The sequence below is a fragment of the Rhodoligotrophos defluvii genome (assembly GCF_005281615.1).
GTDB classification, from domain to species: Bacteria; Pseudomonadota; Alphaproteobacteria; order Rhizobiales; family Im1; genus Rhodoligotrophos; species Rhodoligotrophos defluvii.
On sequence record NZ_SZZM01000001.1, the window covers coordinates 328,898 to 355,117 of the forward strand.

Annotated in this window: 26 protein-coding genes; 19 read left to right on the plus strand and 7 right to left on the minus strand. The window is 64.3% G+C overall.

The features are described 5' to 3' along the window. Positions 1-7 precede the first annotated feature (7 nt). Positions 8-658, minus strand: coding sequence for a monofunctional biosynthetic peptidoglycan transglycosylase (gene mtgA, locus E4P09_RS01485; protein ID WP_239024991.1), 651 nt, complete (start codon positions 656-658; stop codon positions 8-10). 336 nt (positions 659-994) lie between these two features. Between mtgA and E4P09_RS01490 the strand changes: the two genes are divergently transcribed. Then, complete coding sequence (locus E4P09_RS01490; protein WP_137387821.1) at positions 995-1,885, plus strand: polyprenyl synthetase family protein; 891 nt, start codon at positions 995-997, stop codon at positions 1,883-1,885. Positions 1,886-1,900: 15 nt separating this feature from the next. On the opposite strand, the gene ispG is transcribed toward E4P09_RS01490, so the two are convergent. The 3 genes from ispG to E4P09_RS01505 all read right to left on the minus strand — a co-directional run bounded on the left by ispG (position 1,901) and on the right by E4P09_RS01505 (position 5,211). After that, complete coding sequence (ispG, locus tag E4P09_RS01495; protein ID WP_137387822.1) at positions 1,901-3,172, minus strand: flavodoxin-dependent (E)-4-hydroxy-3-methylbut-2-enyl-diphosphate synthase; 1,272 nt, start codon at positions 3,170-3,172, stop codon at positions 1,901-1,903. Between the two features lie 116 nt (positions 3,173-3,288). Then, a complete protein-coding gene (locus E4P09_RS01500; protein WP_137387823.1) occupies positions 3,289-3,777 on the minus strand; it encodes a transcriptional repressor in 489 nt (162 codons plus the stop codon). A 45-nt stretch (positions 3,778-3,822) separates the two neighbouring features. Further along, positions 3,823-5,211 carry an alpha/beta hydrolase gene (locus E4P09_RS01505; protein ID WP_137387824.1) on the minus strand — a complete coding sequence of 463 codons (1,389 nt, stop codon included), beginning with the start codon at positions 5,209-5,211 and terminating at the stop codon, positions 3,823-3,825. Positions 5,212-5,399: 188 nt separating this feature from the next. On the opposite strand from E4P09_RS01505, the gene E4P09_RS01510 reads away from it, so the two are divergent. From E4P09_RS01510 to E4P09_RS01580, 15 genes are all read left to right on the plus strand, one after another. Then, positions 5,400-7,001, plus strand: coding sequence for a 5-guanidino-2-oxopentanoate decarboxylase (locus E4P09_RS01510; protein WP_170984174.1), 1,602 nt, complete (start codon positions 5,400-5,402; stop codon positions 6,999-7,001). Positions 7,002-7,123: 122 nt separating this feature from the next. Beyond that, on the plus strand, positions 7,124-7,309 hold the full coding sequence (rpmF, locus tag E4P09_RS01515; RefSeq protein ID WP_137387826.1) for a 50S ribosomal protein L32: 186 nt from the start codon (positions 7,124-7,126) through the stop codon (positions 7,307-7,309). 79 nt (positions 7,310-7,388) lie between these two features. Next, entirely contained in the window at positions 7,389-7,961 is a 573-nt protein-coding gene (locus tag E4P09_RS01520; RefSeq protein WP_137387827.1) for a DUF924 family protein, read from the plus strand. Between the two features lie 132 nt (positions 7,962-8,093). Then, the gene (locus E4P09_RS01525) at positions 8,094-9,245 is read left to right on the plus strand and encodes a GNAT family N-acetyltransferase (RefSeq protein ID WP_170984175.1); all 1,152 of its coding nucleotides are present in this window, start codon (positions 8,094-8,096) and stop codon (positions 9,243-9,245) included. A 1-nt stretch (position 9,246) separates the two neighbouring features. Next, entirely contained in the window at positions 9,247-10,161 is a 915-nt protein-coding gene (locus tag E4P09_RS01530) for a cupin-like domain-containing protein (RefSeq protein ID WP_137387829.1), read from the plus strand. A 91-nt stretch (positions 10,162-10,252) separates the two neighbouring features. Continuing rightward, positions 10,253-11,020, plus strand: coding sequence for an enoyl-CoA hydratase/isomerase family protein (locus E4P09_RS01535; RefSeq protein ID WP_170984176.1), 768 nt, complete (start codon positions 10,253-10,255; stop codon positions 11,018-11,020). A gap of 200 nt (positions 11,021-11,220) precedes the next feature. Next, the gene (locus E4P09_RS01540; RefSeq protein WP_137387831.1) at positions 11,221-11,427 is read left to right on the plus strand and encodes a cold-shock protein; all 207 of its coding nucleotides are present in this window, start codon (positions 11,221-11,223) and stop codon (positions 11,425-11,427) included. Positions 11,428-11,470: 43 nt separating this feature from the next. Beyond that, positions 11,471-11,746, plus strand: a complete 276-nt coding sequence (gene infA, locus E4P09_RS01545; protein ID WP_137387832.1) for a translation initiation factor IF-1 — start codon at positions 11,471-11,473, stop codon at positions 11,744-11,746. Between the two features lie 451 nt (positions 11,747-12,197). Further along, positions 12,198-13,454, plus strand: coding sequence for a branched-chain amino acid ABC transporter substrate-binding protein (locus E4P09_RS01550; RefSeq protein WP_137387833.1), 1,257 nt, complete (start codon positions 12,198-12,200; stop codon positions 13,452-13,454). A 187-nt stretch (positions 13,455-13,641) separates the two neighbouring features. Further along, on the plus strand, positions 13,642-14,763 hold the full coding sequence (locus tag E4P09_RS01555) for a branched-chain amino acid ABC transporter permease (protein WP_137387834.1): 1,122 nt from the start codon (positions 13,642-13,644) through the stop codon (positions 14,761-14,763). A 105-nt stretch (positions 14,764-14,868) separates the two neighbouring features. Further along, positions 14,869-16,611: a branched-chain amino acid ABC transporter permease gene (locus E4P09_RS01560; protein ID WP_137387835.1), complete on the plus strand. Its 1,743-nt coding sequence runs from the start codon at positions 14,869-14,871 to the stop codon at positions 16,609-16,611. A 5-nt stretch (positions 16,612-16,616) separates the two neighbouring features. Then, positions 16,617-17,402: an ABC transporter ATP-binding protein gene (locus E4P09_RS01565; protein WP_205041989.1), complete on the plus strand. Its 786-nt coding sequence runs from the start codon at positions 16,617-16,619 to the stop codon at positions 17,400-17,402. A 5-nt stretch (positions 17,403-17,407) separates the two neighbouring features. After that, complete coding sequence (locus E4P09_RS01570; RefSeq protein WP_170984177.1) at positions 17,408-18,169, plus strand: ABC transporter ATP-binding protein; 762 nt, start codon at positions 17,408-17,410, stop codon at positions 18,167-18,169. Positions 18,170-18,182: 13 nt separating this feature from the next. Continuing rightward, the gene (locus E4P09_RS01575; RefSeq protein ID WP_137387836.1) at positions 18,183-18,935 is read left to right on the plus strand and encodes an SDR family NAD(P)-dependent oxidoreductase; all 753 of its coding nucleotides are present in this window, start codon (positions 18,183-18,185) and stop codon (positions 18,933-18,935) included. A 52-nt stretch (positions 18,936-18,987) separates the two neighbouring features. Next, positions 18,988-20,088, plus strand: a complete 1,101-nt coding sequence (locus tag E4P09_RS01580; RefSeq protein WP_137387837.1) for an LLM class flavin-dependent oxidoreductase — start codon at positions 18,988-18,990, stop codon at positions 20,086-20,088. Positions 20,089-20,107: 19 nt separating this feature from the next. Here the strand turns inward: E4P09_RS01580 and E4P09_RS01585 are convergent, their stop codons facing one another. Beyond that, positions 20,108-20,509 (minus strand): (R)-mandelonitrile lyase, encoded by a 402-nt coding sequence (locus E4P09_RS01585; protein WP_137387838.1) that lies wholly within the window; start codon positions 20,507-20,509, stop codon positions 20,108-20,110. A 218-nt stretch (positions 20,510-20,727) separates the two neighbouring features. Here E4P09_RS01585 and E4P09_RS01590 point away from each other — a divergent pair, with 218 nt between their 5' ends. The 3 genes from E4P09_RS01590 (at position 20,728) to E4P09_RS01600 (ending at position 22,909) form a co-directional block, all read left to right on the plus strand. After that, on the plus strand, positions 20,728-21,030 hold the full coding sequence (locus E4P09_RS01590) for a hypothetical protein (RefSeq protein ID WP_137387839.1): 303 nt from the start codon (positions 20,728-20,730) through the stop codon (positions 21,028-21,030). Positions 21,031-21,210: 180 nt separating this feature from the next. Beyond that, the gene (locus E4P09_RS25830; RefSeq protein WP_170984178.1) at positions 21,211-21,576 is read left to right on the plus strand and encodes a hypothetical protein; all 366 of its coding nucleotides are present in this window, start codon (positions 21,211-21,213) and stop codon (positions 21,574-21,576) included. Positions 21,577-21,790: 214 nt separating this feature from the next. Further along, complete coding sequence (locus E4P09_RS01600) at positions 21,791-22,909, plus strand: aromatic ring-hydroxylating oxygenase subunit alpha (protein WP_137387841.1); 1,119 nt, start codon at positions 21,791-21,793, stop codon at positions 22,907-22,909. Between the two features lie 161 nt (positions 22,910-23,070). Here E4P09_RS01600 and glgX read toward each other — a convergent pair whose 3' ends face one another. Together glgX and E4P09_RS01610 are read right to left on the minus strand one after the other, a co-directional pair. Continuing rightward, positions 23,071-25,314: a glycogen debranching protein GlgX gene (glgX, locus tag E4P09_RS01605; protein WP_137387842.1), complete on the minus strand. Its 2,244-nt coding sequence runs from the start codon at positions 25,312-25,314 to the stop codon at positions 23,071-23,073. A 102-nt stretch (positions 25,315-25,416) separates the two neighbouring features. Then, positions 25,417-26,220 (minus strand): maleate cis-trans isomerase family protein, encoded by an 804-nt coding sequence (locus E4P09_RS01610; protein WP_137387843.1) that lies wholly within the window; start codon positions 26,218-26,220, stop codon positions 25,417-25,419.

The following is a 26,220-nucleotide window of genomic DNA, read 5'->3' on the forward strand; positions in this document are numbered from 1 at the left end:
CGGCCCGTCAACCGGCCGTCACGCAGGCCGCATATGGGCCTATGCCTGCCATGCGGCGCTGGATCAGGCTGGCAATGCGGTTGGTGAGGCGACCGGGCTTGCCGGCATCGCGCACCAGCGGACTCGGCAGCACGGCAGCCAGCAGCGCCGCCTCCCGCCGGGTCAAGTTCTTCGCATCCTTGCCGAAATGGTGCCGGGCGGCGGCCTGGGCGCCGTAGATGCCCTCGCCGAACTCCGCAATGTTGAGATAGACCTCCAACAGGCGCCGTTTCGACCAGATGAGGTCGATCCACACGGCGAGGGGCACCTCAAGCGCCTTGCGGAGATATGAGCGCCCCGGCCACAGGAACAGGTTCTTGGCGGTCTGCATGGTGATGGTGCTGGCGCCGCGCGATTCGTCGGCCTCGATCACCTTGCCGACCGCGACCCAGTCTATGCCCGAATGCATGCAGAAGCGCTGATCCTCCGACGCGATCACGGCGCGCGCCAGATTAGGCGATATTTCCGCCATGGGCACCCAGTCATACTGGGGTGCCGTGCCCTGGAACAGCCGCAGGACCATGAGCGCGGAGGCCGGCGGCGGCACGATCGCATAGGCGAGGGTCAAGAGATAGGGCAGCAGAATGAGGCCGCCGCAGATGATCGCCACCCGCCTCACGACGCCACGCCGATTCCACCGGAATGGGCTTAGGACCCTACGGACTGCCCGCCCTCCCGCGGCCAGTCGCGATCCGTCCCGGTCGTCCTCCGACACGAAAATTTTGCCCTCCGTCGTCACGCCCGCCAGCCTACCCCCGCATCTTCATCGAAGCCGCACCATTGCTTCGCGGCTCCAGCCCGCTTATGAGAGCATTAGCCATATCGCGAAGCATGCCCGCATCGGAAGCGCCAAACAACGCCTGGCTTTCCCGACGGACCGATCCGCGCGTGTTAAGCGGTTGCTCCGTTCATCAAATTGCTGTCAGCAGCATCCTATCGCCGGACCGCTCTTCCCATGTCATTCGATACGCGTTTGAAGGAAACCGCCCGCCGCGTCGATCAACTCCTGGAACGCCTGTTGCCCGTTGAAGGTTCAGCGGCGCCGAGGGTCATCGAGGCCATGCGCTATTCGAGCCTGGGCCAGGGCAAGCGGCTGCGGCCCTTCTTCGTTGTGGAAAGCAGCGCCTTGTTCGACGTGGATCCCCTGCAGGCGCTTCGGGCGGGCACGGCGCTCGAATGCGTGCACTGCTATTCGCTGGTGCATGACGATCTGCCGGCCATGGACGACGACGACCTGCGCCGCGGCAAGCCGACCGCCCATATCGCCTTCGACGAGGCCACCGCCATTCTGGCCGGCGATGGCCTCCTGACCTTCGCCTTCGAGATCCTGGCTTCTCCGGAAACCCATCCGGATGCAGGCATCCGCGCCGAGCTGGTGCTGCAGCTGGCCCGCGCGGCCGGCGCCGAAGGCATGGTGGGCGGCCAGATGCTGGATCTGCAGGCGGAAACCAGCCGGACGCCTCTCGAGCTCGACGAGATCATCACGCTGCAGGCGATGAAAACCGGCGCATTGTTCCGCTATTCCATGGAGGCGGGTGCGATTCTCGGCCGCGCCAGCCCGCAGCACCGGCAGGCGCTGATCGGCTATGCAGAGAAGGTGGGACTTGCCTTCCAGATCGCGGACGACCTCTTGGATGCGGAAGGCGACGAGCAGGTGACGGGCAAGCGCACCGGCAAGGACGATGCCGCGGGCAAGGCCACCTTCGTGCAGCTCATGGGCCTTGACGGCGCGCGCAGCAAGGCGCGCTCCTTGGTTGCGGAGGCGTGCGCGCTGCTCGACCGGTTCGGCGAGCGGGGCGAGACCTTGCGTCAGGCCGCCACGTTCATCGTCGAGCGGAAGAACTGAGCTCCGGGCGACAGATTATTCGGCGGCGCCGGCCAGCACCACCCGCTCGCCGGCGGGCGCGCCAAGGCCGTAGCGGCGCTCGACATAGGTCTCGACCAGCTGCTTGAACTGCTCGCCAAGGTTGTCGCCGCGCAAGGTCATCACCTTCTTGCCATCGACGAAGACGGGGGCTGCCGGCAGTTCGCCGGTGCCCGGCAGCGAAATGCCGATGTCGGCATATTTCGACTCGCCCGGCCCGTTGACGATGCAGCCCATGACCGCGAGCTGCAGGTCCTCGAAGCCGCGATAGGTCTCCCGCCAGACCGGCACCCGCTCCTGGATGTAATCCTGAACCTCCTTCGCCAGCTCCTGGAAGACGGTGGAGGTGGTGCGGCCGCAGCCGGGACAGGCGATCACCTGCGGCGCGAAGGCGCGCAGGCCCATGGACTGCAGGATTTCCTGTCCCACCCGCACTTCCAGCGAGCGGTCGGCCCCAGGCTCCGGGGTGAGCGAGATGCGGATGGTGTCGCCAATGCCCTGCTGCAGCAGAACCGCCAGCCCGGCGGTCGAGGAAACAATGCCCTTGGAGCCCATGCCCGCCTCGGTGAGGCCGAGATGGAGGGCATAGTCGCAGCGCTCGGCCAGCATCTGATAGCAGCGGATGAGATCCTGTACCGTCGATACCTTGTTCGACAGCACGATCTTACTGCGCGGAAGCCCAAGCTCCTCGGCGCGGGCGGCCGAGAGCAGCGCCGACTGCACCATGGTCTCGTGCATGACCGCCCGAGCGGTGAGCGGCTTGGGCGACCGCGCGTTCTCGTCCATGAGTCTGGTCAGCAGCTCCTGGTCGAGCGAGCCCATATTGACGCCGATACGCACGGGCTTGTCGTAGCGCAGCGCCGTCTCGATCATCATGGCGAACTGCTTGTCACGCTTGTCGCGGAAGCCGACATTGCCGGGGTTGATGCGGTATTTGGCCAAGGCCTCGGCACAGGCCGGATAGTCCGTCAGGAGCTTGTGGCCAATATAGTGGAAATCGCCGATCAGCGGCACGTTGAGGCCGCGTTTGTCGAGCTTTTCCCGGATGTGGGGAACCGCGGCGGCCGCCTCCGGCCGGTCGACGGTGATACGCACGAGCTCGGAGCCTGCGCGCCACAGGGCTGCCACCTGCCGGGCGGTCGCCTCCGCGTCGGCGGTGTCCGTGTTGGTCATGGATTGCACGACGATCGGGGCGCCGCCGCCCACCATGACGTCGCCGACCATGACACCGACCGTCTTGTGACGGGGAAGATCCGGGAAATCAGCCATATTGCCTTACCTACGAGGTCAGGAGCTTGTGTTTGGCATGGCCTTGCGACGCTTTCAAGACTTGCCTGGGGCGCATGTTGGCCGAAAGGTGAAGCCGGGTCTCCCGCCTCGCCGGGCTAGCCGCTCTTGGCCGAGCACGGGGCGCAGGTGCCGTTGACCTCGACCACCGGCCGGTCGATGGCAAAACCGAGGGCGCGGGCCCGCGCTTCGACCGCTTCGAACACGGCGGCGCCTTCCACCTCCATGACCACGCCGCAGCGATCGCAGATCAGGAGGACCGAGCGCTCGGCGTGGGCGTGATCCTGGGTGCAGACGATATAGGCGTTGCGGCTCTCGACCTTGTGGACCAGCCCCTGGCTGCGCAGGAAGTCCAACGCCCGATAGACCGTGATCGGCGCCGGACGGTCGCCCGCAGCGCCCATGCGGTCGATGATGTCGTAGGCGCCGACCGCCTCGTGGCCGGACGCGATGATCTCGAGCACCTCGCGCCGCAGCGGCGTGAGCCGCGCGCCGGCGCGGGCGCAGGACCGTTCGGCCCGCGCGATGGTCTCGCCGACGCAAGCCGCATGGTCATGATCAGGAGAGGGAAAGGCGGTTTCGGTCATGAATGCTCCGTTCGCCCGTTATAATATTACGTGACCCGTGCGCATTCAATGTGGCGGCCGCCGCTGGGCGGCGATTCCGTTCAGCAGACGAATGAAATAGTCCACGGGCTCCGGCTCGCGCAGCATCCCCAAGGGCACCGAGAAGTGCCCGCGGCGCCACAGAAAACGATTCGCGTCCGGCACCTGCCAGCGGTCGAGCAGGTAGGCGGCGCTGGCATAGGGGGCGATCTGGTCATCATAGCCGTTGAGCGCGACGATCGCTTCAGGCGGCACGGCTGGCCGCTCCCAAGGGTCGGTCACCGACAGGAAGGGGGCCATGGCCTCGAAATCCCATCCGGCCTCGGCAGCAAGCTCGCGCGCGCCCCAGATGTCGACCATCGCACCCTCATAGACATGCCACAGGCTGCCGCAATGGGTGATCAGCAGCATGGCATCGGGCCAGAGCGGCTGCGGCCAGTAACGAGCCTTGGTCGCCACCATCTGCGCCGTCAGGGCACCGAGGCTGATGCCGCCGACCGCAACCGGGCCGGTGGAGGTTGCCTTGGCCCAGCGCAAGAGCACCGCCCATTCCCGGGTTGCGGCAATCAGGCCGAGGAAAGCGCTCAACGGCAATCGGGCCGCGAATTCCTCGCCAGGGTAGCGGCCGAGCGGCGTGCGCCGGCCATGCCACGGCGCCTCCGGCCAAATGATGCGGATGCCGGCGCGCACATAAGGCAACGCGCCGGCCTTGAGCCCTTTCCAATGATCGAAATCCATGCCGAGCCCGTGGCCGAAGATCAGGGTCGGCGGATTGACGATGCCACGCGGTTCATAGACCCAGGCGGTCACATAATCCCCGAGCTCCCGGCTGGGTGAGCGAAAGCTGATCCAGAATTGGGTGCCGCTCGCATCCTCGAGCGGTGGCGAGGCGAGGATGGGCGTTTCCCCGGGCAGGCCGTAGAGGCGTTGCTCGTCCAGTCCGCCCAGGCTTTCGAGCACGGCATCGGCCTCGGCCGGCGCCGGAATGGCGCGCACGGCCGCCGGCACCCGGTTGCGGTAGCGCAGGCGGCCAAAGCGGCGAAACAGCAGATTGTGTTCGTGGGCTGCGTCGAGCCGCTCGGTTTCGATGGTGGCCATCAGGCCGGGGGCAGCGGCACCGCGGCCGAAGAAGCAGTCTTCCCAGCGCGCTTCCGCCACAGAGCGGCGGCGGCGTGCCGATGCGACGTCAGCGAGGATGCGGTGGACCTCCGATTTGCCGAACACCAACGGCCCGGCACCCACCTGCTCGATGAAGGCTGCCACATCTTCGCCGGCTGCATTGGCCGCCGCCCATTGCCGAAGCCGAGGGAGAAAGCTGCGCTTGAGGCCCGCCGCGGCCAGCCTGTCAAACCAGGGCCGGGCAATCGCCTTGCCCAGCGGCCCCTGCATCAGTTCGACCAGCCTGCTCCCCTGCATGCGCCAGCGCTGCCTTCGATCCGCCGGCCCATCCCGCTTCGCGCCCGGCGCCCCAGCAAGCCGCGTTATTCGCGCGTGCGTCAACCCCGATGCGCGCCAGCGGTGGCGAAGGGTACTGGTGTTTGGCGGCAAGCCACGCTACCAAGCTGACTTGGTTGGGATGTTCCCAGTGTCAGAGAGGAGCAGCAATGGCGCAGTCGACAGGCGAGGCTTTGGTCGGCCTGCTGGAGGGATACGGGATTGAGCAGGCATTTGGGATTCCCGGCGTTCACAATGTCGAGTTCTATCGAGCGCTGCCCCGGTCCTCGATCCGCCACGTGCTCCCCCGGCACGAGCAGGGGGCTGGGTTCATGGCCGACGGCTACGGGCGGGTAACCGGCAAGCCGGCCGTGTGCTTCACCATTACCGGTCCGGGGCTCACGAACATACTCACCGCAGTGGGCGAGGCCTATGCGGATTCAGCGCCCATGCTGGTGATCTCCAGCACGCTCGACCTGCCCGACCTGGGCCAGGCGCGCGGCCGTCTGCACGAGATGATCGACCAGCTCGGGGCAGCCGCCAGCGTCTCGGGCTTTGCCGCCTTGGCGACCTCGTCGGCCGATGTGCCTGACGTGATCGCACGGGCGCTCACAACCATCCGCTCCGGACGGCCGCAGCCGGCCTATGTGGAGATCCCCATCGATGTGCTGAAAAGCCCGGTCGAGGGCGATTGGGAGCCGCGCGCGCTCGCGGGCCTGCCGCAGCCGGATCAGGCGCTGATCGACCGCGCGGCCGAGATCCTGCTGAAGGCGGAGCGGCCGATCATGGTGCTGGGCGGCGGTTCGGTGCGGGCCGCCGAGGAAGCCCGGCGGATCGCGGAGATGGTCGGTGCCGCCGTGCTCACCACCATCGCGGGAAAAGGCGTGGTTGCCACCGACCATCCCCTGTGCCTCGGCGCGAACATGGTGGACGGCAAGACGCAGAAGCTGCTCACGGAAGCGGACGTGGTGCTGGCGGTGGGTACGGAGCTTGCCGAGACCGACTTCTGGCTGGATGGCGAGAACATCCAGTTCCGCGGCGCCCTCATTCGCATCGACGTGGACGCCCAGAAGATCGCGTTCCCGCACTCGGCGGCGCTTGCCATCCTGTCGGACGCCAAGGCGGCCCTGGAGGCGCTGGTGGCCGCGATCGGCCGTCATGGCGAGGCACCGAAGTCGCGGATCACGCCGTCATGGGTGTCCGGCTTCCTCTCGGAGGTCCAGGCGAACGAGCCGGACTCGCGCAAGATGCACCGCAAGGTGCTGGAGGTGATCCGCCGGGCGCTGCCGGAGGACACGATCGTGGTCAGCGACGAGACGCAGCTGGCCTATTCCGCCAACCAGGTGTTTCCGATCAGCCGGCCGGCCAGCTGGTGCCATCCGATCGGCTTCGGCACCCTCGGCTATGGACTGCCGGCTGCGATCGGCGCGAAGCTCGGCGCCCCCGACCGGCCGGTGGCCCTGATCACAGGCGATTACAGCTTCCAGTACAGCTGCCCCGAGCTCGGCACCGCGGCGGAAGCGGGCCTGTGCCTGCCCATCATCCTGTGGAACTCGGACTCGCTGGCCGAGATCTATGACGACATGGTCAAGAAGGGCATCAAGCCCAACGCCGTGACCCTCAAGAACCCGGACTTCCCGGCCCTGGCCAAGGCCTTCAACTGCCGTGGCCTCAGGGCCAAATCGCTCACGGAGCTCGAAAGCGCGATCCGCGAGGCGCTCACCGTCTCGGTACCCACGGTGATCGAGTTCCGGCGCGACACCGCGATCTGAGCGCACGGGCAGAAACACACTGGCCAGCGGGCGGCCGAGGCTGTATAAGGCCGCCCACGTCAAGCTTTACCGATCGGACGACGTGACAGCCGGCGTCGCTGCTGTCGCGAGGAGAAAACATTATGGCTGTTCCGAAGAAAAAGAGCTCGCCGATGCGTCGGGGCAACCGCCGCTCAGGCCATGCGAAGGAAAACCCGACCTATGTGGAGAACAAGCAGTCGGGCGAGTTGCACCGGCCGCACCACATCGATCTGAAGACCGGCATGTATCGCGGTCGCCAGATCCTGGAGCCGCGTGAGGAGTTCTAGCCAAAATCCCCGATGCGGCGCGTCGGGGATTTTGCTTGTCACGCCTTGTCTCGAGAGCGGTTGATCCCGTGCAGCGCGCATGACTGAGCCGGCCGGTTCCGACCAGACTGACACGCTTCAACCGGAAGCCATCCTCGATTTCTGGCTCAATCAGCCGCCGGAGCGCTGGTTCGCGCCGAACGCGGCCTTCGACCGCGAGATTGCCGGCCGGTTCGGCCATGCGCTGGAACAGGCCAAGCGCGGCCGGTACGACGGCTGGGCCGAAACGCCCAGGGGCGTTCTTGCCCTCATCATCCTGCTCGACCAGTTCTCGCGCAATATCCATCGCGGCACGGCGGAAATGTACGAGGCGGACGAGAAGGCCCTGGCGCTGGCCAAGCGTGCGGTCGCCGAGGGCAAGGACATGGCCCTGCCCGCCGAGCAGCGGTCCTGGATCTATCTGCCGTTCATGCATTCGGAAAACCTGGACGACCAGGAGGCGTGCATCCGCCTTTCCGAGCAATCGAACCTCGACGACAGCCGCTACTGGGCCGAGATCCATGCCGACATCATCCGCCGCTTCGGCCGGTTTCCCCATCGGAACCCGATCCTTGGTCGCCCGATGACCGAGGAGGAACAGCGCTTCCTCGACGAGGGCGGCTTCGCAGGCTGAAGCACCCTCCCCCGCCGCGGTTCATTCTTAGGACCGCTCCGTTTCCCGCCAATGACGCTGATTTGGCCCGGTCCTTGCTCAGCAGGGTGCCGGGACAAGGTTCGGGCGGACGACCGCCCCGAGTTGGCACGTATGGCTCACGTATCGAAGACCGATTTCATCCAGTTGACCGAGGCGGAAACCGCGCCGCAGGAGGCAAGCGATGCCGCCTTGTCGACGGCCGAATGGGCCGCGCTGGCCCGCTCTGCCATCGAGCCCAGCATAGCTGCGGATCCAGCCTGGGTGCTGCCGGCGTTGCAACAGCTCGCGCCGAGCCATTCCGCCGAGCTCATCACCATGAAGTCGGGACACGACCTTGCCGGCGTGGCGGTGCTGCAGAGGACCGGCTGGCGCTGGGGCTTGCCGATCAGCGCCTGGGTGAGCTGGTCCCATCCCCACCATTTTCTGGGGACACCGCTGATGAGCAGCCGCGCTGCGGTTCAGGGCTTCATCGACCTGATCCAGCGCGAGGACGTGACGCTGTTCACGAAGATGACGCTGGATGGGCCTGCCATGGCCGCCTTGCAGGAAGCGGCAGCGCGCACCGGCGCCCGTCTTACAGTCACGGCAAGGCACAGCCGCGCTTGCTATCGCCCCAACGGAGCGTTTTCCGAATACATGGCCAAGGTCTTTCCCCGCAAGCGGCGGAAGGAATTCCGGCGGCTGCGGGCCCGGCTCGGAGAGCTGGGCAAGCTTCAGCTTCGTCGGCTCGGCCCGGCCGAGGATGTATCCGCCTGGCTTGACCGGTTCGAGGCCCTCGAGGCGGCGGGCTGGAAGGGCCGCCGCCGGACCGCCCTGGCACACGACCCCCGCGTCTCTCGGTTCCTGCGGGATGTGGCCCACAGGCTCGCGGCGGATGGCCGCCTGCTGTTCTGGGCGCTCCACCTGGACGGAAGGCCCATCGCCATGCTGTTCGCCATGGTTTCCGGCGCGCAGGCCTGGCTCGGGAAGATCGCCTATGACGAGGCGTTCGCTCCGTTTTCCCCGGGGGTGCTCCTCATGCTGGACGCGACCGCTGATCTCGATCAGCGGCGCGACCTGACGCTGGTGGATTCCTGCGCCGTGCCCGGCCATCCGATGATCGAGCATCTGTGGGTCGACAGGATATCCATCGGCGACGTGCTGCTCACGCCCCGCAGCATGCCGCGCTGGCAGGCGAGCGGCCTCCATCTGCTCGAAGCCGGACGCCATCGCCTGATCACCGGGTTGCGCATCGTGAAGTCATCCCTCGCATGGGAGAAGTAACATGGGTCACTATCTGTCGCTGACTGCCGACCAGGCGCAAAACCAGCTGCTGAAGCGCCCGTTCAAGCTCCATCACCAGCTGGTGGACCATCCCCTGTTCCAGCTGGACCGGCTGGTCCGCCTCGCGCAGAAGTTCGACCGCGACCGCATCGAGTACAATGCCGGCAGCGTCGGCATCGACCAGCGGCCGGACGAGACGCCACGCATCAACATGGCGCCAGAGGCGGTCATCCGCTCGATCGAGCAGTGCAATGCCTGGCTGGTCATCAAGAATGTCGAGCTCGACCCCGAATACAAGGCCTTGCTGGAAGGTGCGGTTGCCGATATCCGCGCCGCTGCCGGGCTCGCGGCCGAGGACATGACCGATGTCAGGGGCTTCCTGTTCGTCTCGTCTGCCAACTCGATCACCCCGTTCCACATCGACGGCGAGGACAACATCCTTGTCCATATTCACGGCCGGAAATTCGTCCATATCTTCGACAACGAGGACCGCACGCTGGTGGGCGAGGCGGCTATGGAGATGTCGCCGGACAAGCACCGCAACCAGACCTATCGCCCGGAATTCGAGGCGCGCGCCGAGGTGTTCGAACTCGCGCCCGGCGAGGCGGTGCACATTCCCTATCTCTGGCCCCACTGGGTCTCCACGGGGAACAGCTATGCGATTTCGCTCGCCGTGACCTGGAAGAGCAAGCGGGTGGTGCGGGCGAACAAGATCCGGTTCATGAACGGCGCGCTCAGGCGAATCGGGCTGCCGCAGAGGCCGCCGGGCGAGCGCCCGCTGCTGGATGCAGCCAAGGTTGCGGCCTTCGATGTCGCCCATGCGGTCATCGAACCGCTGCGCCAGTCGGAGCGCACGCGCAGACTGCTGCGGCAAGCCCTGTTCGGCCGGCGCGCCAACTATTTCTACGAGAAGTGACGGCCGGATTCATGCCTTAATCACAACCGATAGTCTGGACATCCCGGCCCCGCCGGGATTTGGCAGAACAGGTCCAGATTTCAGGTTGTTCATGACATTTCCTTCCGCGAAGGATCCGGTGCAGCTCACGCTGCAAGACCAAGTGGCTACGCTGACCATCAACCGCCCGCAGGCGCAGAACGCGCTGACGCCGAGGATGGTCGACACTCTGCTTCTGATGCTGAAGGCGCTGGAAGCCGACAGCGAAATCAAGGTGCTGATCGTGGAGGGGGCCGGCGACAGTTTCTGCGCAGGCGAAGACTTCGGGGAAGTGGGTGCCTCGGGCGATCCGATTCGGATCCGCCAGTTCCGCGAGGCCACGGTGCGCCTGATGCGCGCCATCCAGTCCTATCAGAAGATCGTGATCACCAAGATCAGAGGTGCCGCGCATGGGCCGGGGCTCGATCTGGTGCTCGGCTCCGATTTCGCCCTAGCCGCGCCGGATGCGACCTTCTCCGCATCGCTACTCAAGGACGGGGCGGCGCCCTGGACGTCCATGGTGGCGCTCAGCCGCAGCTTGAGCTCGAAACACGCCATTCGCATGCTGCTCAGCCCGGCCCCCGCCAGCGCAAACGAGGCGCTTTCCATGGGCATTATCAGCGAGATCGTCCCCTCCTCCGAGCTCGATGCCGGCGCGAGCCGGCTGGCCGAGCAGCTGGTCGCGGCAGCTCCAGGGGATTTGCAGTTCGCCGTGCAGGCATTCCGCCGCCAGCTGGGGATGCCCGTGGACGAGGCCTATGCCTTTGCCGTAGAGGCCAGTCTCAAGAGCAGCCCGGAAGAAGAGCGCCTCCAATTCGCCGGTCGAGAAATCCACGCTTGAATCGCTCGTTTCGGCGCAGTTTCCGGCGGCCATGCCTCTGGACGAACAGGGTCCCAGTCTCTATATTGGGCGCGTCGACCTAATGGCGCGTCATGCTTCTCTTTTTCCGCTCGCGATCGGCGCCCGGTTTCTGAAGCCGCTACCTGAGGTCTCGCAGCCTTTCGGCGCCTAGCCGAAGGCGCCAACTTACGGAGATCGTAATGGCAACAGGAACTGTGAAGTGGTTCAATGCAACCAAGGGCTTCGGCTTCATCGAGCCGGATGGCGGCGGAAAGGACGTCTTCGTACATATCAGCGCGGTCGAGGCTGCCGGTTTGGGCACGCTTCGCGACAAGCAGAAGGTATCGTACGAGCTGGAACTTGACCGGCAAGGTCGCCCGTCGGCTACGAATTTACGCGCCGTTTGAGGCCGAAATGGTCTCGCGGCAAAGCGTCTGAAAGGACTGACCTTTGGCGAAAGAGGAGTTTCTCGAATTCGAGGGTACCGTGATCGACGTCCTTCCGGAGGGACGTTTCCGTGTGAAGCTGGATAACGACCACGAGGTGCTCGCCTATACCGCCGGCCGGATGAAGCGGAATAAGATCAGGACCCTCATGGGCGACCGCGTGACGGTGGAGATGACGGCCTATGATCTCGACAAGGGCCGCATCACCTTCCGGCATAAGGTCGAAGGCAGCGGTGGCGGACAGAATCAGCAGCGCCGACAGCCGTTCCGGCGGCGCTAGTATTGGTCGGGCTTCTGTTTCCAGGCCCGCCCACGCAAACCACTCCATCTCAAACTGTACGCACCGGGCTTGGCCCGGTGTTTTTGTTTCGGACCCCCGTTCGATAACCGCCGGGAATAACAGATATTCACTGAAGCGCTCATGGGGCGCGGGCCCTATTCTTCACACGAAAAGAAGCGCCATCCATGCATCGGACTGTTGCGAGGAAGTTGAAGTGCTTCCTCAATTGCTGCATTCTCAGGCGCGCATACCGCATTTCGAAACTGTCGACAGTGCGATATGAAGTTGACACGTAAATCTCGCGAGTGCAGTATACCCTAATGGGGAACAAGGCTTGCGCCATGAAAAAGAACCCCAGGGGAGGCCTACACAGGCCGGCGGTACTTCATAACGACCCATTCAACAAACGAATGTGGCGGGCAATACGTCTCGCCCTCAGGGGAGTGTCCATATGAACAGGCGGTCTTCTTACGGGATCTCAGTACTTGCTGCCGCGCTCATCGCGGCGGGCCTCAGCTCGGCGTTCGCCGAAACGAAAGGCCCGGTGACCGATGAACTTGGAGTGGTGGAGATCCCGAAAGGCGCGCCGATGGTTATCGGCGGCTACTGGGTCACCTCGGGCCCGGATACGGCACTGGGCCTCGACTCGCAGCGCGGCGCCGAAATTGCCTTTGATGACATGAACAACACCATCGCCGGCCATCCTGTCCAATTGGTGGTGGAAGACGATGGCTGCAACGCGGAGGGAGGTCAGACGGCGGCAACCAAGCTCGCATCGCTGCCCAATATCGTCGCGGTGCTGGGCCCGGCCTGCTCCAGCGCGGCAACAACCGCTGCGCCGATTCTGTGGAAGGCCGGCATCAGCAATATCGGCACGGCGACCACGGCACCGTCGCTGACCGCAGCCGACCGGAAGCCGGACTATCAGGGTTTCCTCCGCACGATCTACAGTGATGCCGAGCAAGGCAAGAACGACGCGGAATACTTCTTCAACGAGCTGAACTGCAAGACGCTCGCAACCATCCATGACGGCAGCCCCTTCGCTTCGCAGCTCGCAGGCGTGGCCGCCAACCGCTTCCGGGAACTCGGCGGTGAAGTCGTCGCGGAGGAGGCCGTCACGCCGACGGACGTCGACATGCGGCCTGTGCTCACCGGCATCGGCACCAAGAAGCCGTGCGTGCTCTACTTCCCGATCTTCGTGGCGGCAAGCGCCCAAGTGCTGCGCCAGGCTCCGGAAATCGCCGATCTCAAGGATACGCACATCATCGGCGGCAGCGCCGTGATGGCGCCCGGCATGATCGAAGCCGCGGGTGACGCGGTGGTGGGCTTCACGATCACCAATGTCGACATTTCGCCGGAGGCCATGGGCGAGCGCTATCCCGAGTTCGTGGAGAAGTACAAGGAGAAGTACGGCGAGGGGCCGATCAACGCCTTCCATGCGCAGGCCTACGATGCGGCCGTCATGCTGGCCAAGGCCATCGAGAAGGTGGCCAAGACGGACGCTGACGGCAACACCTATATCGGCCGCAAGGCGCTGAACCAGGCCCTCTACGAGACCAAGGACATGGACGGCATCAGCGGCCGTATCGACTGCAACGAGCACGGTCAGTGCGGTGGCTTCAAGTTCGCCGTCTACCAGTTCACGGACAGCGATCCCTCGACCTTCCAGGTGGGGGTCAATCCCAAGAAGATCTATCCGACCGACTGAGTTGGCGGATCACGACATAACGCCCCCAGCTGATTCCGGTCAGCTGGGGGTTAGGAACGACAAAGACGCGTTAGTAGAGCGCGAGTGCGGGCGCATACCCGATCTTGCAGCAGGTTCAGTGCCTTCCACCACGGAGGTGTCGCCGGATCTGGCCGATCTCGGCGCTTTTGACGGGATGGTGTTTTGAATGGCTGTCCAAACGGAAACGGTCGATAAACCGCACGTCGCTTCCAAGGGTTCCTGGTCTCTTCGCAAGGCCAATCTCCATCGGATCACCATCGTCGACGTGGTGCTCTGGCTCTTGCGAATCGGATTGCTGCTGCTAGTGGTGGTGGGCACGATCGCCACGCTGATCAAAGGCACCTACAGCGCATCCCACTGGTTCGATTTCTTCATGTTCGGCCTCACCATCGGCGGGGTCTATGCGCTGATCGCGCTCGGCTACACCATGGTCTACGGCGTGCTCCGCCTCATTAACTTCGCCCATGGTGACATCACCATGACAGGCACGTTCTCGGCCTATTTCCTGGCACGGAGCTTCGACCGCACCGGCTTCCTCGATGCCTATCCGGTCCTGTCGATGCTGGGCATCATGGGCCTGTCGATGGCGGTCTGCGTGGCCACGGCGCTCATCGTCGAGCGGATCTGCTACCGCCCGTTCCGGCATGTGGCGAGCCTGGCACCGCTTATCTGCGCCATCGGCGCCTCGTTCGTCATCCAGCATGCCTTCCGCGGCATGTTCGGCTCGAACGTACGCTCCTATCCCGACCCTGACTGGATGAAGGGCACGATCAACATACTCGGCGTCAACCTGCCGGCGATCCAGCCCATCCTGATCGGCACTGCCATCGCGGCCATGCTGGTGCTCTATCTGATCGTGCAGAAGACGAAGATGGGCAGCGCCATGCGCGCCGTCGCGGAGGACCGGGATGCGGCCGCCCTCATGGGGATCGATGCCAACAAGGTGATCATCTTCACCTTCGTGCTCGGCGCCTGCATGGCCGGCATAGGCGGCGTGCTCTATTGCTTCGTGTACAAGCAGATCTACTTCTACATGGGTTTCCTGCCCGGCATCAAAGCATTCAGCGCGGCGGTGCTCGGCGGCATCGGCAATATCCCGGGCGCAATGTTCGGCGGCTTCTTCCTCGGGGTAATCGAATCGATCGGGCCGCCGCTGTTCCTCGACGGGCTCGGCATTCCCGCGCCCTATCAGATGCGCGATCTCGTTGCGTTCACCCTCCTCGTCATGGTGCTGGTGTTCCGGCCGCAAGGACTGCTGGGTGAAGCACTGGCCAAGAAACGGGCATAGCGCGGGGAGCGCGAAGCCCAGCGCGACAACCACGGGGAAACCCGCCGTTCATGGCTGCGGCCGGCGCAGCCGGGCTGTGAACGGAAGAGGGATCAGGTAAAGGACATGTCTTTCGAGGTCGTTGCCTCCAGCCGGATCGAGACCGTCAAATACACCCCCTGGCGGCATGTGCGCACCGTTGGCCTGCAGGCGGGCTTGCTGTGCGTGCTCCTGGCGGCGGTGGGCATTCTCGGTTTATTTAACAGGCGGCCGATCATCGTCGGCGAGCTCACGCTGGGCTATGCGGTGCTGGGGCTCGTCTTCCTCTGCGCCGGCATTCTGGTGGCCAAGCGCAGACTGTTTCCGACCGTCGGCGGCCTCATCCTCGGCGGCGCCGTTGCCGGCCTGATCGGTGCCGCGGTGCTGTCGCTGCTCACCGCCGTGCTCAGCCTTTACAGTCTGCGCTGGATCTTCGTGGCGCTGGACCCGCCGCTCCTGAAGATGCTGACCTTCACCTATTCAACCCCGGTCGGAATCGGGTTGATGCTGCTCACCGGCCTCTGCCTGGGGGGTCTAGGCGCCACTCTGATCGTCCTGCCGGAGCGGATCCGCGCGCCCATTCTCGGCGGGCTGATCGGTGCGGGCATCGCCGGGCTCTTCCAGGAGATGATTCGCCCGATCCTCGCGAACAGCCCGGTGACCAGGCCACTGCACAACCTGATCTATACCTGGACCGGCCTCACCCAGAACGGCGCCATCATCCTGTTCGTGGTGGTGGCGCTCTGCGTTGCCGGCTGGCAAGCGGTGCGCGGCGATGTGAAGTCGCGCTATGCCCAGCTCCCGGCGCCGACCCGCACCCGGCTGCGGTGGGGCTATATCGCGGCCGCGGCGCTGCTCTTTCTGCTGTTCCCGGCCTTTGCCGGCAACTTCATCGGCCAGGTGCTGCTGACGGTGGCGCTGTTCACGCTGATGGGCATGGGGCTCAATCTGGAAGTCGGCCTTGCCGGCCTGCTCGATTTGGGGTTCGTGGCTTTTTACGCGGTCGGCGCCTATGTGACGGGGCTTCTCACCGCCGACAGTCCCTTCGCGCTCGCGCATCTCTCCTGGTGGGAGGCCATGCCGATCGCGGTGTTCGCCTCGGTCGTGGTGGGCGTGCTGTTCGGCATTCCGGTGCTGAAGGTGCGCGGCGACTATCTCGCGGTGGCGACCCTGGGGCTCGGTGAAATCGTGCGCGTCATCGTGCTTTCGGATGCCGCCGCGCCGCTGCTGGCGGGCGCCAAGGGCATTCTGCAGATTCCGCGGCCACAGATCGGAGATTTCCATTTCTATACCCCCGTCTCCATGTTCTATCTGGCCCTGGCGGCCTCGGTGGTTGCGGCCTATTGCGCCTGGCGCCTCGAGGACTCCCGCCTGGGCCGCGCCTGGAAGGCCATTCGCGATGACGAGGACGTGGCCCAGGCGCTCGGCATCAACCTCATCCAGGTGAAGCTTCTGGCCTACGGTCTGGGTGCCGCTTTTGCCGGGCTCGCCGGCTCGCTGTTCGCGGCCATGCTGGGTTCCATCTACCCGCACAGCTTCCAACTGATCATCTCGATCAACATTCTGGCGCTGATCATCGTGGGCGGCATGGGTAGCCTGCCGGGGGTGGTGGTGGGCGCGGCCGTGCTGATCGGGTTGCCGGAGGTGCTGCGCGAGTTCGGCGAGTACCGGTTCCTGTTCTACGGGCTCGCCATCATCCTGGTCATGCGCATCAAGCCTGAAGGTCTGTGGCCCTCGGCCGCCAAGCGGCGCGAGCTCAAGATCGATGCAGAAACGCGGGCCGAGCAGACCGCCCAGCACGGGCCGAGCACCGCCGTGCAGAAGGTGTAGTCTCCATGGCCATGCCTCTTCTCAAACTGGAGCAGATGACAAAGCGCTTCGGCGGCCTCATTGCCGTCGACAGCCTGGACCTGGATGTGGAGGAAAAGAGCATCCACTCCATCATTGGCCCGAATGGGGCCGGCAAGACCACGGTGTTCAACTGCATCATGGAGTTCTACGAGCCCACGGAGGGCGCGATCTGGTTCGCCGGCGAGCGGATCGACGGGGTGACGCCGGATCGGGTCGCGGCAGCGGGTATCAACCGCACCTACCAGAACATCAGGCTGTTCCGGAACTTGACCGCGATCGAGAACATCCTCGTGGGCATGCATATCCACCTGAAGTCGAATTGGCTCGGCGCGATCCTGAATACGCGCTTCACACGCCAGGACGAGGAGGCGGCGCAGGAAGAAGCGCTGCGGATTCTCGATTTCGTCGGTCTCAAGGGCCGCGGCGACACGGTGGCCCGTAACCTTGCCTATGGCGAGCAGCGGCGGCTCGAGGTCGGGCGGGCGCTGGCCACCAAGCCGCGCCTCTTGCTGCTGGACGAGCCGATGGCCGGCATGAACCCGCGCGAGAGCTACGACATGATGAGCTTCGTGCGGCGGCTGCGGGATGAGCTGGGTGTGACCATTCTGCTGATCGAGCATTCCATGCGGGTGGTGATGGGCATCTCCGACCAGATCAGCGTCCTCGACCACGGCGTGAAGATCGCCGAAGGCACGGCGTCCGAGGTGCAGAACAATCCCAAGGTGATCGAGGCCTATCTTGGCGCAAACACAGAAAAGGCGTTGAAGTGATGGCGATGGCTGAGGCAAGCGCACCCACACCGGCGCCATCGAAGGGCAATGAGAGCAGCGCAGCGCTGCTGAGCGTCCGCAACCTGCATGTCTATTACGGCAAGATCCATGCTCTTCAGGGCGTTTCGCTGGCGGTTGGCCAGAACCAGATCGTGACGCTGATCGGCGCGAACGGCGCGGGCAAGACCACGACCCTTAGGGCCATTTCCGGGATCCTCGCGTCAACCGACGGCGACGTGGTCTATAATGGCGAATCCATCACGGAGCTTTCGCCTTTCGCCATCGTCGGCAAGGGGCTGGTGCAGGTGCCCGAGGGGCGGCGCATCTTCTCGCGCATGACGGTTGCGGAAAATCTCCGGATCGGCGCCTTCCTGCAGAAAGACAGGCAGTGGATCGCCGACACCGAGGCGCGGGTTCTGGACATGTTTCCGGTGCTGAAGGAGCGCTTCCGGCAGGTGGCCGGCACGCTCTCGGGCGGCGAGCAGCAGATGCTCGCCATGGCGCGCGCCCTGATGTCGAGGCCCAAGGTGCTGCTGCTGGACGAACCCAGCATGGGACTCGCGCCATTGCTGGTGCAGAGGATTTTCGAGACGGTCGGCGAGATCCGCAAGCAGGGCGTGGCGGTGCTGCTGGTCGAGCAGAACGCGTTCATGGCGCTGCAGATCGCCGACTACGGCTATGTGCTGGAGACGGGCGCCATCACCCTTGAGGGACCTGCCAGCCATCTTCTCGAGAATCCGCAGGTCAAGGAAGCTTATCTGGGCTGAAGGAAATTTCGTCATGGGTGTCGAGGGAAAGGGCATCGTCATCACCGGCGGTGCCAGTGGGCTCGGTTTGGCCACGGTGGAGATGCTGGCGGCCCGCAAAGCAAAGATCGCCATCATCGACATCAACCCGGCGGTGCTGAACCCGCTGGTGGAGCGGCTGTCGGGCTCGGGCGCGGAGGTATTCGGCATCACCGGCGATATCGTGCCCAAGGCCGAAGCCTATCGCCTGTTTGCCCAGGCCGCCGAGCGACTCGGCCGTGTCGACGGCTTGGTCAACTGCGCCGGTGTCTATCCGCGGAGGGAGATCCTGGCGATCACCGACGAGGACTGGGATCTCGATTTCTCGGTCAATGTGCGCGGCACCTACAATCTCATGGCCGCGGCCGTGGAGAAGATGCAAGGCCAGGACATTGTCGGCACCGTCCGCGGCCGGATCGTGAACATAACCTCGGTGGATGCGTTCAAGGCGCATCCGAAGAATGCTCACTACGCCGCAACGAAGGCAGCGGTGGCGAGCCTGACGAAGTCATTTGCCGATGCATTCGCGCCGGATCAGATCCTGATAAACTCCGTGGCGCCCGCCGGCATCGCCACGGAGAAGGCCAAGGCGGCAGGTTTCCTGCCGGAGCTTGCTTCGCACACGCCCCTGGGTCGCAATGCGCAGCCGGACGACATCGCCGAGTGGATCGTGTTCATGCTGAGCGATGCCAACCGCTACATGACCGGCGAGAACGTGATTGTCAGCGGCGGCTATATCTACGCTTGAAGCAGGCGCATTCGGCGCGAGTTCCGGCCATTTTCCGTTCTGAGGTAATGCCATGAAGCTTGGCTTGTTCAACCTGATGACGCAGCGGGATGCGTCCACCTCGCCCCGCACCATCGTGGAGGATACCCTGTCCATGGTGAAGCTGGCGGACGAGGCGGGCTTCGACGTCGCCTGGTTCGCGGAGCATCATTTTTCCAATTATTCCGTATGCCCCTCACCGCTGATGATGGCCTCCTATGCGGCGGGCGTGACCCGCAAGATCAGGCTGGGCGCGGCCGTGCTGGTGCTGCCGCTCTATGATCCGGTGCGGCTGGTGCAGGAGCTCGGGCTGCTCGATGTACAGTCCAACGGGCGCGCCATCATCGGCATCGGCTCCGGCTATCAGCAATACGAGTTCGACCGCTACAACCGTAAGCTCGCCGACAAGGTCGACCTGATGATGGAGATCTGGGACATCATCGAGATGGGCATGCGGGACGGCTACATCGCCTATGAGGGAAAGCACTTCAAGGTGCCGCCCTCGCCCATCGCCCTGCGGTCCTTGCAGCCGGGCGGGCCCGAGGTCTATGTGACGGGCCTCGACTCGCGCGTGCTGCAACGGGTGGCGCGCAGCGGAAGCGTGCCGTTCATCACCGCCGGCTGGAAGGGCTTTCCTCTGCTGCGGGACATGGCGACGCAAGTGCGCGCGCAATATGCGGCCGCGGGCGTTTCCACCGACCGCATGCCGCTCGGCGTGCAGCAATATGTCTTCGTCACGGACGACAAGGCCGAGGCGCTGGACATGGCGGAGCGGGCCCGGGTGGTGGCCCGCATCGTGACGGCCATGCGGGCCGGGGTGCCCGAACTCGAGGGGCATTTCATCAAGGCGCCACCCATGCCGGACGAGCCGCCGCTGGAGACGTTCCGGGACAATCTCGTCTTTGGCGATGCCCACTACGTGGCGGAGAAGCTTGCCCACGAAATTCGCACGCTCGGCATCACCCACCTTTCCTGCTTCATGCAGATCGGCACCGTTCCCGGGGCCCGGGCGCGCGCGTCACTCGAGCGCTTTGCCCGCGACGTGGTGCCGCTTCTGGAGAAGGAATTCGGCATGCCGCTCGACGAGATCAACGCGGAGCGCCTGCCTCCCGCCAGGGTGGCTGCGTCGGCCTGATGGCACCGGCCAGCAGCCCTCAGGGCGCGGCGTTGTAATCCTCCTCCGACACCTCCTCCAGCCAATCCACGGTTGATCCGTTCAGGGCCTCGTGGATGGCGAGATGGGTCATGCTGGTGTTGGGCGCGGCGCCATGCCAGTGCTTCTCGCCGGGCGGGAACCAGATGATATCGCCTGCACGGATCTCCACGATGTTTTCGCCCCAGGTCTGGGCTCGGCCACAGCCGCTCAGCACATAGAGGGTCTGGCCCAACGGGTGGGTGTGCCAGGCCGTGCGCGCACCCGGGTCGAAGGTCACCACCGTCGCGCGCACCCGCGCCGGCTCAGGCGCCTCGATGACCGGGTTCTGCAAGGTCTTGCCGGTGAACCATCCGGCTTTACCCGGCCGGGACGGTATCGAGCCGCAGCGCTTGATCTCCATGTGAGGTCCTCTCGTCCTTCCTGACGCGACTGCACGGCACCATTCCGATCAGCGCGCTGCCTGTCAATCCTCAGCGCGCCGAACGTGCACCGCACCGGCCAGGTCACCGCCCTGCGCGACCTCATCAATTCGAAGCACATTTGCGATCTGCCGTGAACTCATTCGTGAGGAGACCGGATTAATCTCCCCAGTTCGGTCAATTGTTTTTGGAGGATTTTATGAGACCCCTGCATTTCAAGATCGTGCCTCTCGCGATCGCCGGCCTGATCTTGGCCGGTGAACCCGCCAAGGCTGACACGTTCTGGCAAGATCAGCCGCGCGGCCAGCCTGGCGCCGACCCCGCCCCGGACAATACCTATTCATGGAAGGACAACGGCCTGTGGGGTCTGCATACGGGCTATGGCCATGTCTGGCTGACCGATGAAGATGCTCGCCCGCATCTATATTCACCCAATGCGGCATACAACAGCAGGCATTTTCGCAACCCAGGTAAAGCATACATCAGAAGAGCAGAGGAATAACATAAGTTTTCTTCATGTTCTGTAGCTCCAATTGCGGAATATGAACGGGAGATGAACAGCTCGTTCACGAAACTCAAGGTTTTGTGATACACTTTCTTACAATTTATTACAAGCGCGAGGGTGAATTCCTGACGGCCGAACATTACCATCTATTCATGATGCGACTGATGGAGATTCGTCATGTCAATCGCTAAGCCCAAGTTGTTTGCAGCGTTGATCGCCGGTGCGCTGGCGATTGGCGGGTTGGCCAGCAGCGCTTCCGCGGCGCCTCTGAGCCAAGCGAATGTCGCCACCGGTGTCGAGAAGGTCAATGTGGAAGAGGTCCGCGACCGCCATTGGCGCGGAGACCGTCGCCATTGGCGGGGGCATCGCCACTGGCACCGCCATGGGGACTGGAGGCGCTACAAGCGGTGGTACAGGCACGGGCGCTGGTATGGACCGCGCTACCGCTACCGGCGGCCGGGCTACACCTACTTCTATGGTGGGTACTGGTATCCTTGGCCGTGGTGGATGGGTCCCGGTCCGGTGATCGTGTTCCGTCCGTGATGCCTCGCAGATTGCGGCACGAGCACCCCTCCCGAGGATGACGGAGGGGTGCTTGCGTTTGCGCGTTGACCCGGCATGGGGCTGGAGTCATTCTAGGAATTGATCCGTTCAAGGTCGATCGGATCGCGCTCCGGTTGCTTTAGCTCTGGCGGTTTCCGCGGCCAACTGGAGCTTGGCTTGGAAATGCCAGCGTGCAAAACGCGAGGACGTGCCGATGAAATTGGACCACGAGGCGCTTGCGGCCGCCAGCGCACCGCTGACCCGGGCGCGCGCCATGCCAGCGGGTTTCTATACCGACCCGGAGATCTTTGCGCGCGAGCGCGAGCGCCTGTTCCTGAAGCATTGGTTCTTTCTGTGCCGCGAAGAGCAGCTGCCGAACCCGGGCGACTACCGCGCCTTCGACACGCCGGGCGGACCCATCGTTCTGATCCGCGGCAAAGACGAGGTGCTCCGCTGCTTTGCGAACTATTGCCGGCATCGCGGATCGATCCTGCTGGAGGGCGAGGGCAATTGCGGCGGGCGGATCATCTGCCCCTATCACGCCTGGAGCTATTTCAGTGACGGCAGGCTGTATGGCTGCCCGGACATGCAGGACGCGGAGGGCTTCGACCGGGTGGAAAACGGCCTGGTGCCGCTTTCGCTGGACAGCTGGAACGGCTTCCTCTTCGCCAATTTCTCGCGTCAGCCCAAGCCGTTGCTCGAGCATTTGGGCGATCTGCCTCGGCGCTTCGCGTCGCACCGGCTGGACCGCATGCGCTGCACCTGGAAAATCACCCTGGATGCCGCGTGCAACTGGAAGCTCGTGCTCGAAAATGCCATGGAGACCTATCACACCGGCATCGTGCACAAGAACACTGTCGGTGCACAGCAATCGCGCACGCTGCCGACCGAGGGCGACTGGATCTGCATCCAGGTGATCAGCGGGCGCAGCATCGCGACGCTTCCCGGCGCACCGCCGCCGTTCGAGCCCATCGAGGGGCTCGACGAGGATGCGCGCATGGGCACCTATTTCACGGTGATCTTCCCGACCTGCCAGTTCGCCGTCGCCCAGGATTCGATGTGGTGGCTCAATGTCACGCCGGTTGCCCATGACCGCTCGAAGGTGGAGATCGGCGGCTGCTTCCCCGAGGACAAGCTGCACCGGGCGGATTTCGAGGAAAAGGCTGCGGCCTATTACCAGCGCTGGGAGCTGGTCGGCCGCGAGGATATCGGCATTCTCGAAAAGCAGCAGAAGGCGCTGACTTCAGTGCTCTACAAGCCCGGACCGCTGTCCTGGCGCGACGATATGGTGCAGGCGCTGGGGCTGTGGGTGCTCGACAACACGCGGCTTTGAGCCGGGCACGACGATGAGTTCAACGTAACCACTCTCGTCATTGCAGCGCTCGACGCGGCGATTCAGGGACCAGGACAGAAAGCTATAGCGGTTCCTGGCTCCCCTCCCCCTGAGCAACAGGCGCTGGGCCTCCGCTCTAGACTCATCAGCGGCAGGCCCTCTCAGGCAAGCTCCGGCAGTGGACGTTCGGAAATATCAAGAATGGCGCCAAGGCCGGCACGGGTCATCTTCGCCGCCTGGTCGCCACGGTTGAGCACGAAGAGCAGCAGCGAGCGCCCTGTCACTTCATAGACCGCCCCGATATTGTGGCGGGTCATATCGGAGCGATCCGGCACATTGGTGTCGATCAGACAAACCCAGTTATTGCCTTCGGCGACTTCCGGCAGGGTGAACTTCACCACATCATGATAGGCGTTGGTGACGATGAGCAGCGTTGCATCGTCGCCCCGGCGCTTGATGCCCGTGGGCTGAGCACGCCCGTCTATCAGCATGCCGAAGCACTTGGCCTTGCCATCCTCCCACTGCTCTTGGCTCATTTCCTCGCCAGTGGGCGAGATCCAAGTGAGGTCCTTGACGTCAAGCTCCTCATTATACTCGGTGCCGAGAAAGCGGCCACGGTGCAGAATGGGATAGGTCATGCGCACGGCGATCAGCTTGCGCACGAATTCCAGCAGGGCACGCCCGCGCGGGGTTATCCCTTCCCAGTTCAGCCAGGTGATCTCGTTGTCCTGGGCATAGGCGTTGTTGTTGCCTTGCTGAGTGTGGCCGAACTCGTCTCCCGCCAGGATCATGGGCGTGCCCTGCGCGAGCAGCAAGGTGGCCAGCATGTTGCGCTTCTGGCGTTCGCGCAGCTCGATGATGGCCTCGTCGTCGGTCGGGCCCTCCACCCCGTGGTTCCAGGAATGGTTGTTGGAATGGCCGTCGCGGTTCTCTTCGCCATTGGCCTCGTTGTGCTTGTCGTTATAGGAAACCACGTCGTTGAGGTTGAAGCCGTCATGGGCGGTGATGAAGTTGACGCTCGCCCACGGCCTGCGGCCGCGCTTGTTGAACAGGTCGCCCGAGCCGGCGATGCGGGCCGCGAAATCGGGCAGCTTGCCGTCGTCGCCCTTCCAGTATGAGCGCACCGTGTCCCTAAACTTGTCGTTCCACTCCGCCCAGCCCGGCGGGAACTGGCCGACCTGGTAGCCGCCTGGACCGATATCCCACGGTTCGGCGATCAGCTTTATGCCCGAGAGCACCGGGTCCTGGCGGCAGGCGTCAAGGAAGCCGCCGCCCTCGTCGAAGCCATAGGGCTCGCGGGCAAGAATAGTGGCGAGGTCGAAGCGGAAGCCGTCTACCCGCATCTCGGTGGCCCAATAGCGGAGGGAGTCGGCCACCATCTGGAGGACGCGCGGGTGCGACAGGTTCACGGTATTGCCGGTGCCGGTATCGTTGATGTAGTAGCGCTTCTGGTCGGGCAGCAGGCGGTAGTAGCTCGCATTGTCAATGCCCTTGAGCGAGAGCGTCGGACCGAGCTCGTTGCCTTCCGCCGTGTGGTTGTAGACCACATCCAGGATGACCTCGAGGCCAGCGGCATGGAACTGGTTCACCATCTCCTTGAATTCGTTCACGGAGGACGAGTGGAGATAGCGCGGCTCGGGCGCAAAGAACGCGATGCTATTATAGCCCCAGTAGTTGCGGAGCCCCTTCTCGACGAGATAGCTGTCGTCGATGAAGGCATGCACCGGCAGGAATTCGGCGACGGTGATGCCGAGGCCGCGCAGGTAGCGCGGCACGCGGTCATGGATGAGCGCGGCGAAAGTGCCACGCTCGTCCTCCGGAACATGCGGATTGAGCTTGGTGAAACCCTTCACGTGCATTTCGTAGATGACCGCGCGCTCCCAGGGAACACGCGGCCGGCGCTCGGGGCCCCAAGTGAAGGCAGGATCGATCACCCGGCATTTCGGCATGAGATGGGCGCTGTCGCGCCCGTCGAAGGCCAGGTCCTTGTCGGCATGGCCGATCTTGTAGCCGAACAGCTCCTCGCCCCAGGTAAGCTTGCCCACCAGCTGCTTGGCATAGGGGTCGATCAGCAGCTTGTTCGGGTTAAAGCGGTGGCCGGCATCGGGCTCGTATGGCCCGTGAACGCGATATCCATAGACGGTTCCGGGCCGCGCGGCCGGCAAGTAGCCGTGCCAGACTTCGTCCGTGTATTCCGGCAGCTCGATGCGCTCGAGCTCCGTCTCACCCTCCGCGTCGAACAGGCATAGCTCGACGCAGGTGGCATTCGCCGAGAAGATGGCGAAGTTGACGCCAAGGCCGTCCCACGTGGCGCCCAAGGGGAAAGGCAGCCCTTCGCGTATCGCAGAACGCCTGACCGCTGGTTTTGCCACACCTACCGATGGCCCGGGTGATTTCTTCTGCACGACCGTCCCCAACCCAAAGCTGCCGGGGTACAAACCGCACAAGCCCGTGCTGGTTCCCTGTAAGGTGGCCAGCCCTGGATCATCCTTACACGGATCGGGCGGTCAGACGCCCCGCTCGAACAGCATTCCAGCATTGGGTACGACGTCGTTCACGCCGGCGAGACGCATGCAGTGCCAGGCCAGGGCATGGTCGCTGGAGGTGACGGGAATGCCGATCTCCGCCTCGATGCCGGCGACCTCCTCGCACAGGCGCAAGCTGGTGCAGGATACGAAGACGGCGTCCAGCTTGGCGCGCCGGCTCAAGATCTTGATCCCCTCGGCAATCGAGCGAGGCGAGATGCGGGCCGCCTCGCGGTCGTCAACCTTGTCAAAGGTGGCGAAGGCGGCAACGTTCACGCCCTTGCTTTCGAGATAGGCGCGGACGGTCTCGTTCACCTCGGCGGAATAAGGGGTAAGCACGCCGATCCGGTCGGCGCCGAAGGTCTTGAAGGCGGCAAAGGCGGCGGTGATAGGGGTCGTGCAGGCAATGCCCGGCCGCGCCTTGCGGATTTCCTCGAAAATCACCTCTTCGCCCAGAACCATGCTGGCGGAGGTGCAGCCAAAGCCGACCACGTCGAGGGGCAGGCCGGGCAGGATCAGTTCCGTTGCCGGGGCGATCTTGTCGCGCATGGCGCGCAAGGTCTCGTTGGTGACCATCACGTCGTTGAGCACCCGGGTCGCATAGAAGGCAACGCCGTCGCCGCGCACCACCTGGCGGAATTCATGCTCCATAGTCTGGTCGGTGGACAGCACGAGGAGGCCGATGGCAGCGCGGTGGGCAATTCCTTGGTCCAGCTCGCAATCCAGCACGCCGAGATCGAGGAACTCGGTGCTGGCTGACGTTTGTCGTGCAAGTGCCTGAGTCAT

What these genes read in the sequence shown, in the direction of transcription:
- ispG (WP_137387822.1), bottom strand. Translation starts at nt 3,172, where the DNA reads ATGGCTGATTTCCCGGATCTTCCCCGTCACAAGACGGTCGGTGTCATG.
- E4P09_RS01535 (WP_170984176.1), top strand. Translation starts at nt 10,253, where the DNA reads ATGACATTTCCTTCCGCGAAGGATCCGGTGCAGCTCACGCTGCAAGAC.
- E4P09_RS01585 (WP_137387838.1), bottom strand. Translation starts at nt 20,509, where the DNA reads ATGGAGATCAAGCGCTGCGGCTCGATACCGTCCCGGCCGGGTAAAGCC.
- E4P09_RS01550 (WP_137387833.1), top strand. Translation starts at nt 12,198, where the DNA reads ATGAACAGGCGGTCTTCTTACGGGATCTCAGTACTTGCTGCCGCGCTC.
- E4P09_RS01530 (WP_137387829.1), top strand. Translation starts at nt 9,247, where the DNA reads ATGGGTCACTATCTGTCGCTGACTGCCGACCAGGCGCAAAACCAGCTG.
- E4P09_RS01565 (WP_205041989.1), top strand. Translation starts at nt 16,617, where the DNA reads ATGGCCATGCCTCTTCTCAAACTGGAGCAGATGACAAAGCGCTTCGGC.
- E4P09_RS01590 (WP_137387839.1), top strand. Translation starts at nt 20,728, where the DNA reads ATGAGACCCCTGCATTTCAAGATCGTGCCTCTCGCGATCGCCGGCCTG.
- E4P09_RS01580 (WP_137387837.1), top strand. Translation starts at nt 18,988, where the DNA reads ATGAAGCTTGGCTTGTTCAACCTGATGACGCAGCGGGATGCGTCCACC.
- E4P09_RS25830 (WP_170984178.1), top strand. Translation starts at nt 21,211, where the DNA reads ATGTCAATCGCTAAGCCCAAGTTGTTTGCAGCGTTGATCGCCGGTGCG.
- E4P09_RS01560 (WP_137387835.1), top strand. Translation starts at nt 14,869, where the DNA reads ATGTCTTTCGAGGTCGTTGCCTCCAGCCGGATCGAGACCGTCAAATAC.
- E4P09_RS01510 (WP_170984174.1), top strand. Translation starts at nt 5,400, where the DNA reads ATGGCGCAGTCGACAGGCGAGGCTTTGGTCGGCCTGCTGGAGGGATAC.
- E4P09_RS01540 (WP_137387831.1), top strand. Translation starts at nt 11,221, where the DNA reads ATGGCAACAGGAACTGTGAAGTGGTTCAATGCAACCAAGGGCTTCGGC.
- E4P09_RS01570 (WP_170984177.1), top strand. Translation starts at nt 17,408, where the DNA reads ATGGCTGAGGCAAGCGCACCCACACCGGCGCCATCGAAGGGCAATGAG.
- E4P09_RS01575 (WP_137387836.1), top strand. Translation starts at nt 18,183, where the DNA reads ATGGGTGTCGAGGGAAAGGGCATCGTCATCACCGGCGGTGCCAGTGGG.
- E4P09_RS01520 (WP_137387827.1), top strand. Translation starts at nt 7,389, where the DNA reads ATGACTGAGCCGGCCGGTTCCGACCAGACTGACACGCTTCAACCGGAA.
- E4P09_RS01500 (WP_137387823.1), bottom strand. Translation starts at nt 3,777, where the DNA reads ATGACCGAAACCGCCTTTCCCTCTCCTGATCATGACCATGCGGCTTGC.
- E4P09_RS01525 (WP_170984175.1), top strand. Translation starts at nt 8,094, where the DNA reads ATGGCTCACGTATCGAAGACCGATTTCATCCAGTTGACCGAGGCGGAA.
- rpmF (WP_137387826.1), top strand. Translation starts at nt 7,124, where the DNA reads ATGGCTGTTCCGAAGAAAAAGAGCTCGCCGATGCGTCGGGGCAACCGC.
- E4P09_RS01555 (WP_137387834.1), top strand. Translation starts at nt 13,642, where the DNA reads ATGGCTGTCCAAACGGAAACGGTCGATAAACCGCACGTCGCTTCCAAG.
- E4P09_RS01505 (WP_137387824.1), bottom strand. Translation starts at nt 5,211, where the DNA reads ATGCAGGGGAGCAGGCTGGTCGAACTGATGCAGGGGCCGCTGGGCAAG.
- E4P09_RS01610 (WP_137387843.1), bottom strand. Translation starts at nt 26,220, where the DNA reads ATGACTCAGGCACTTGCACGACAAACGTCAGCCAGCACCGAGTTCCTC.
- E4P09_RS01490 (WP_137387821.1), top strand. Translation starts at nt 995, where the DNA reads ATGTCATTCGATACGCGTTTGAAGGAAACCGCCCGCCGCGTCGATCAA.
- E4P09_RS01600 (WP_137387841.1), top strand. Translation starts at nt 21,791, where the DNA reads ATGAAATTGGACCACGAGGCGCTTGCGGCCGCCAGCGCACCGCTGACC.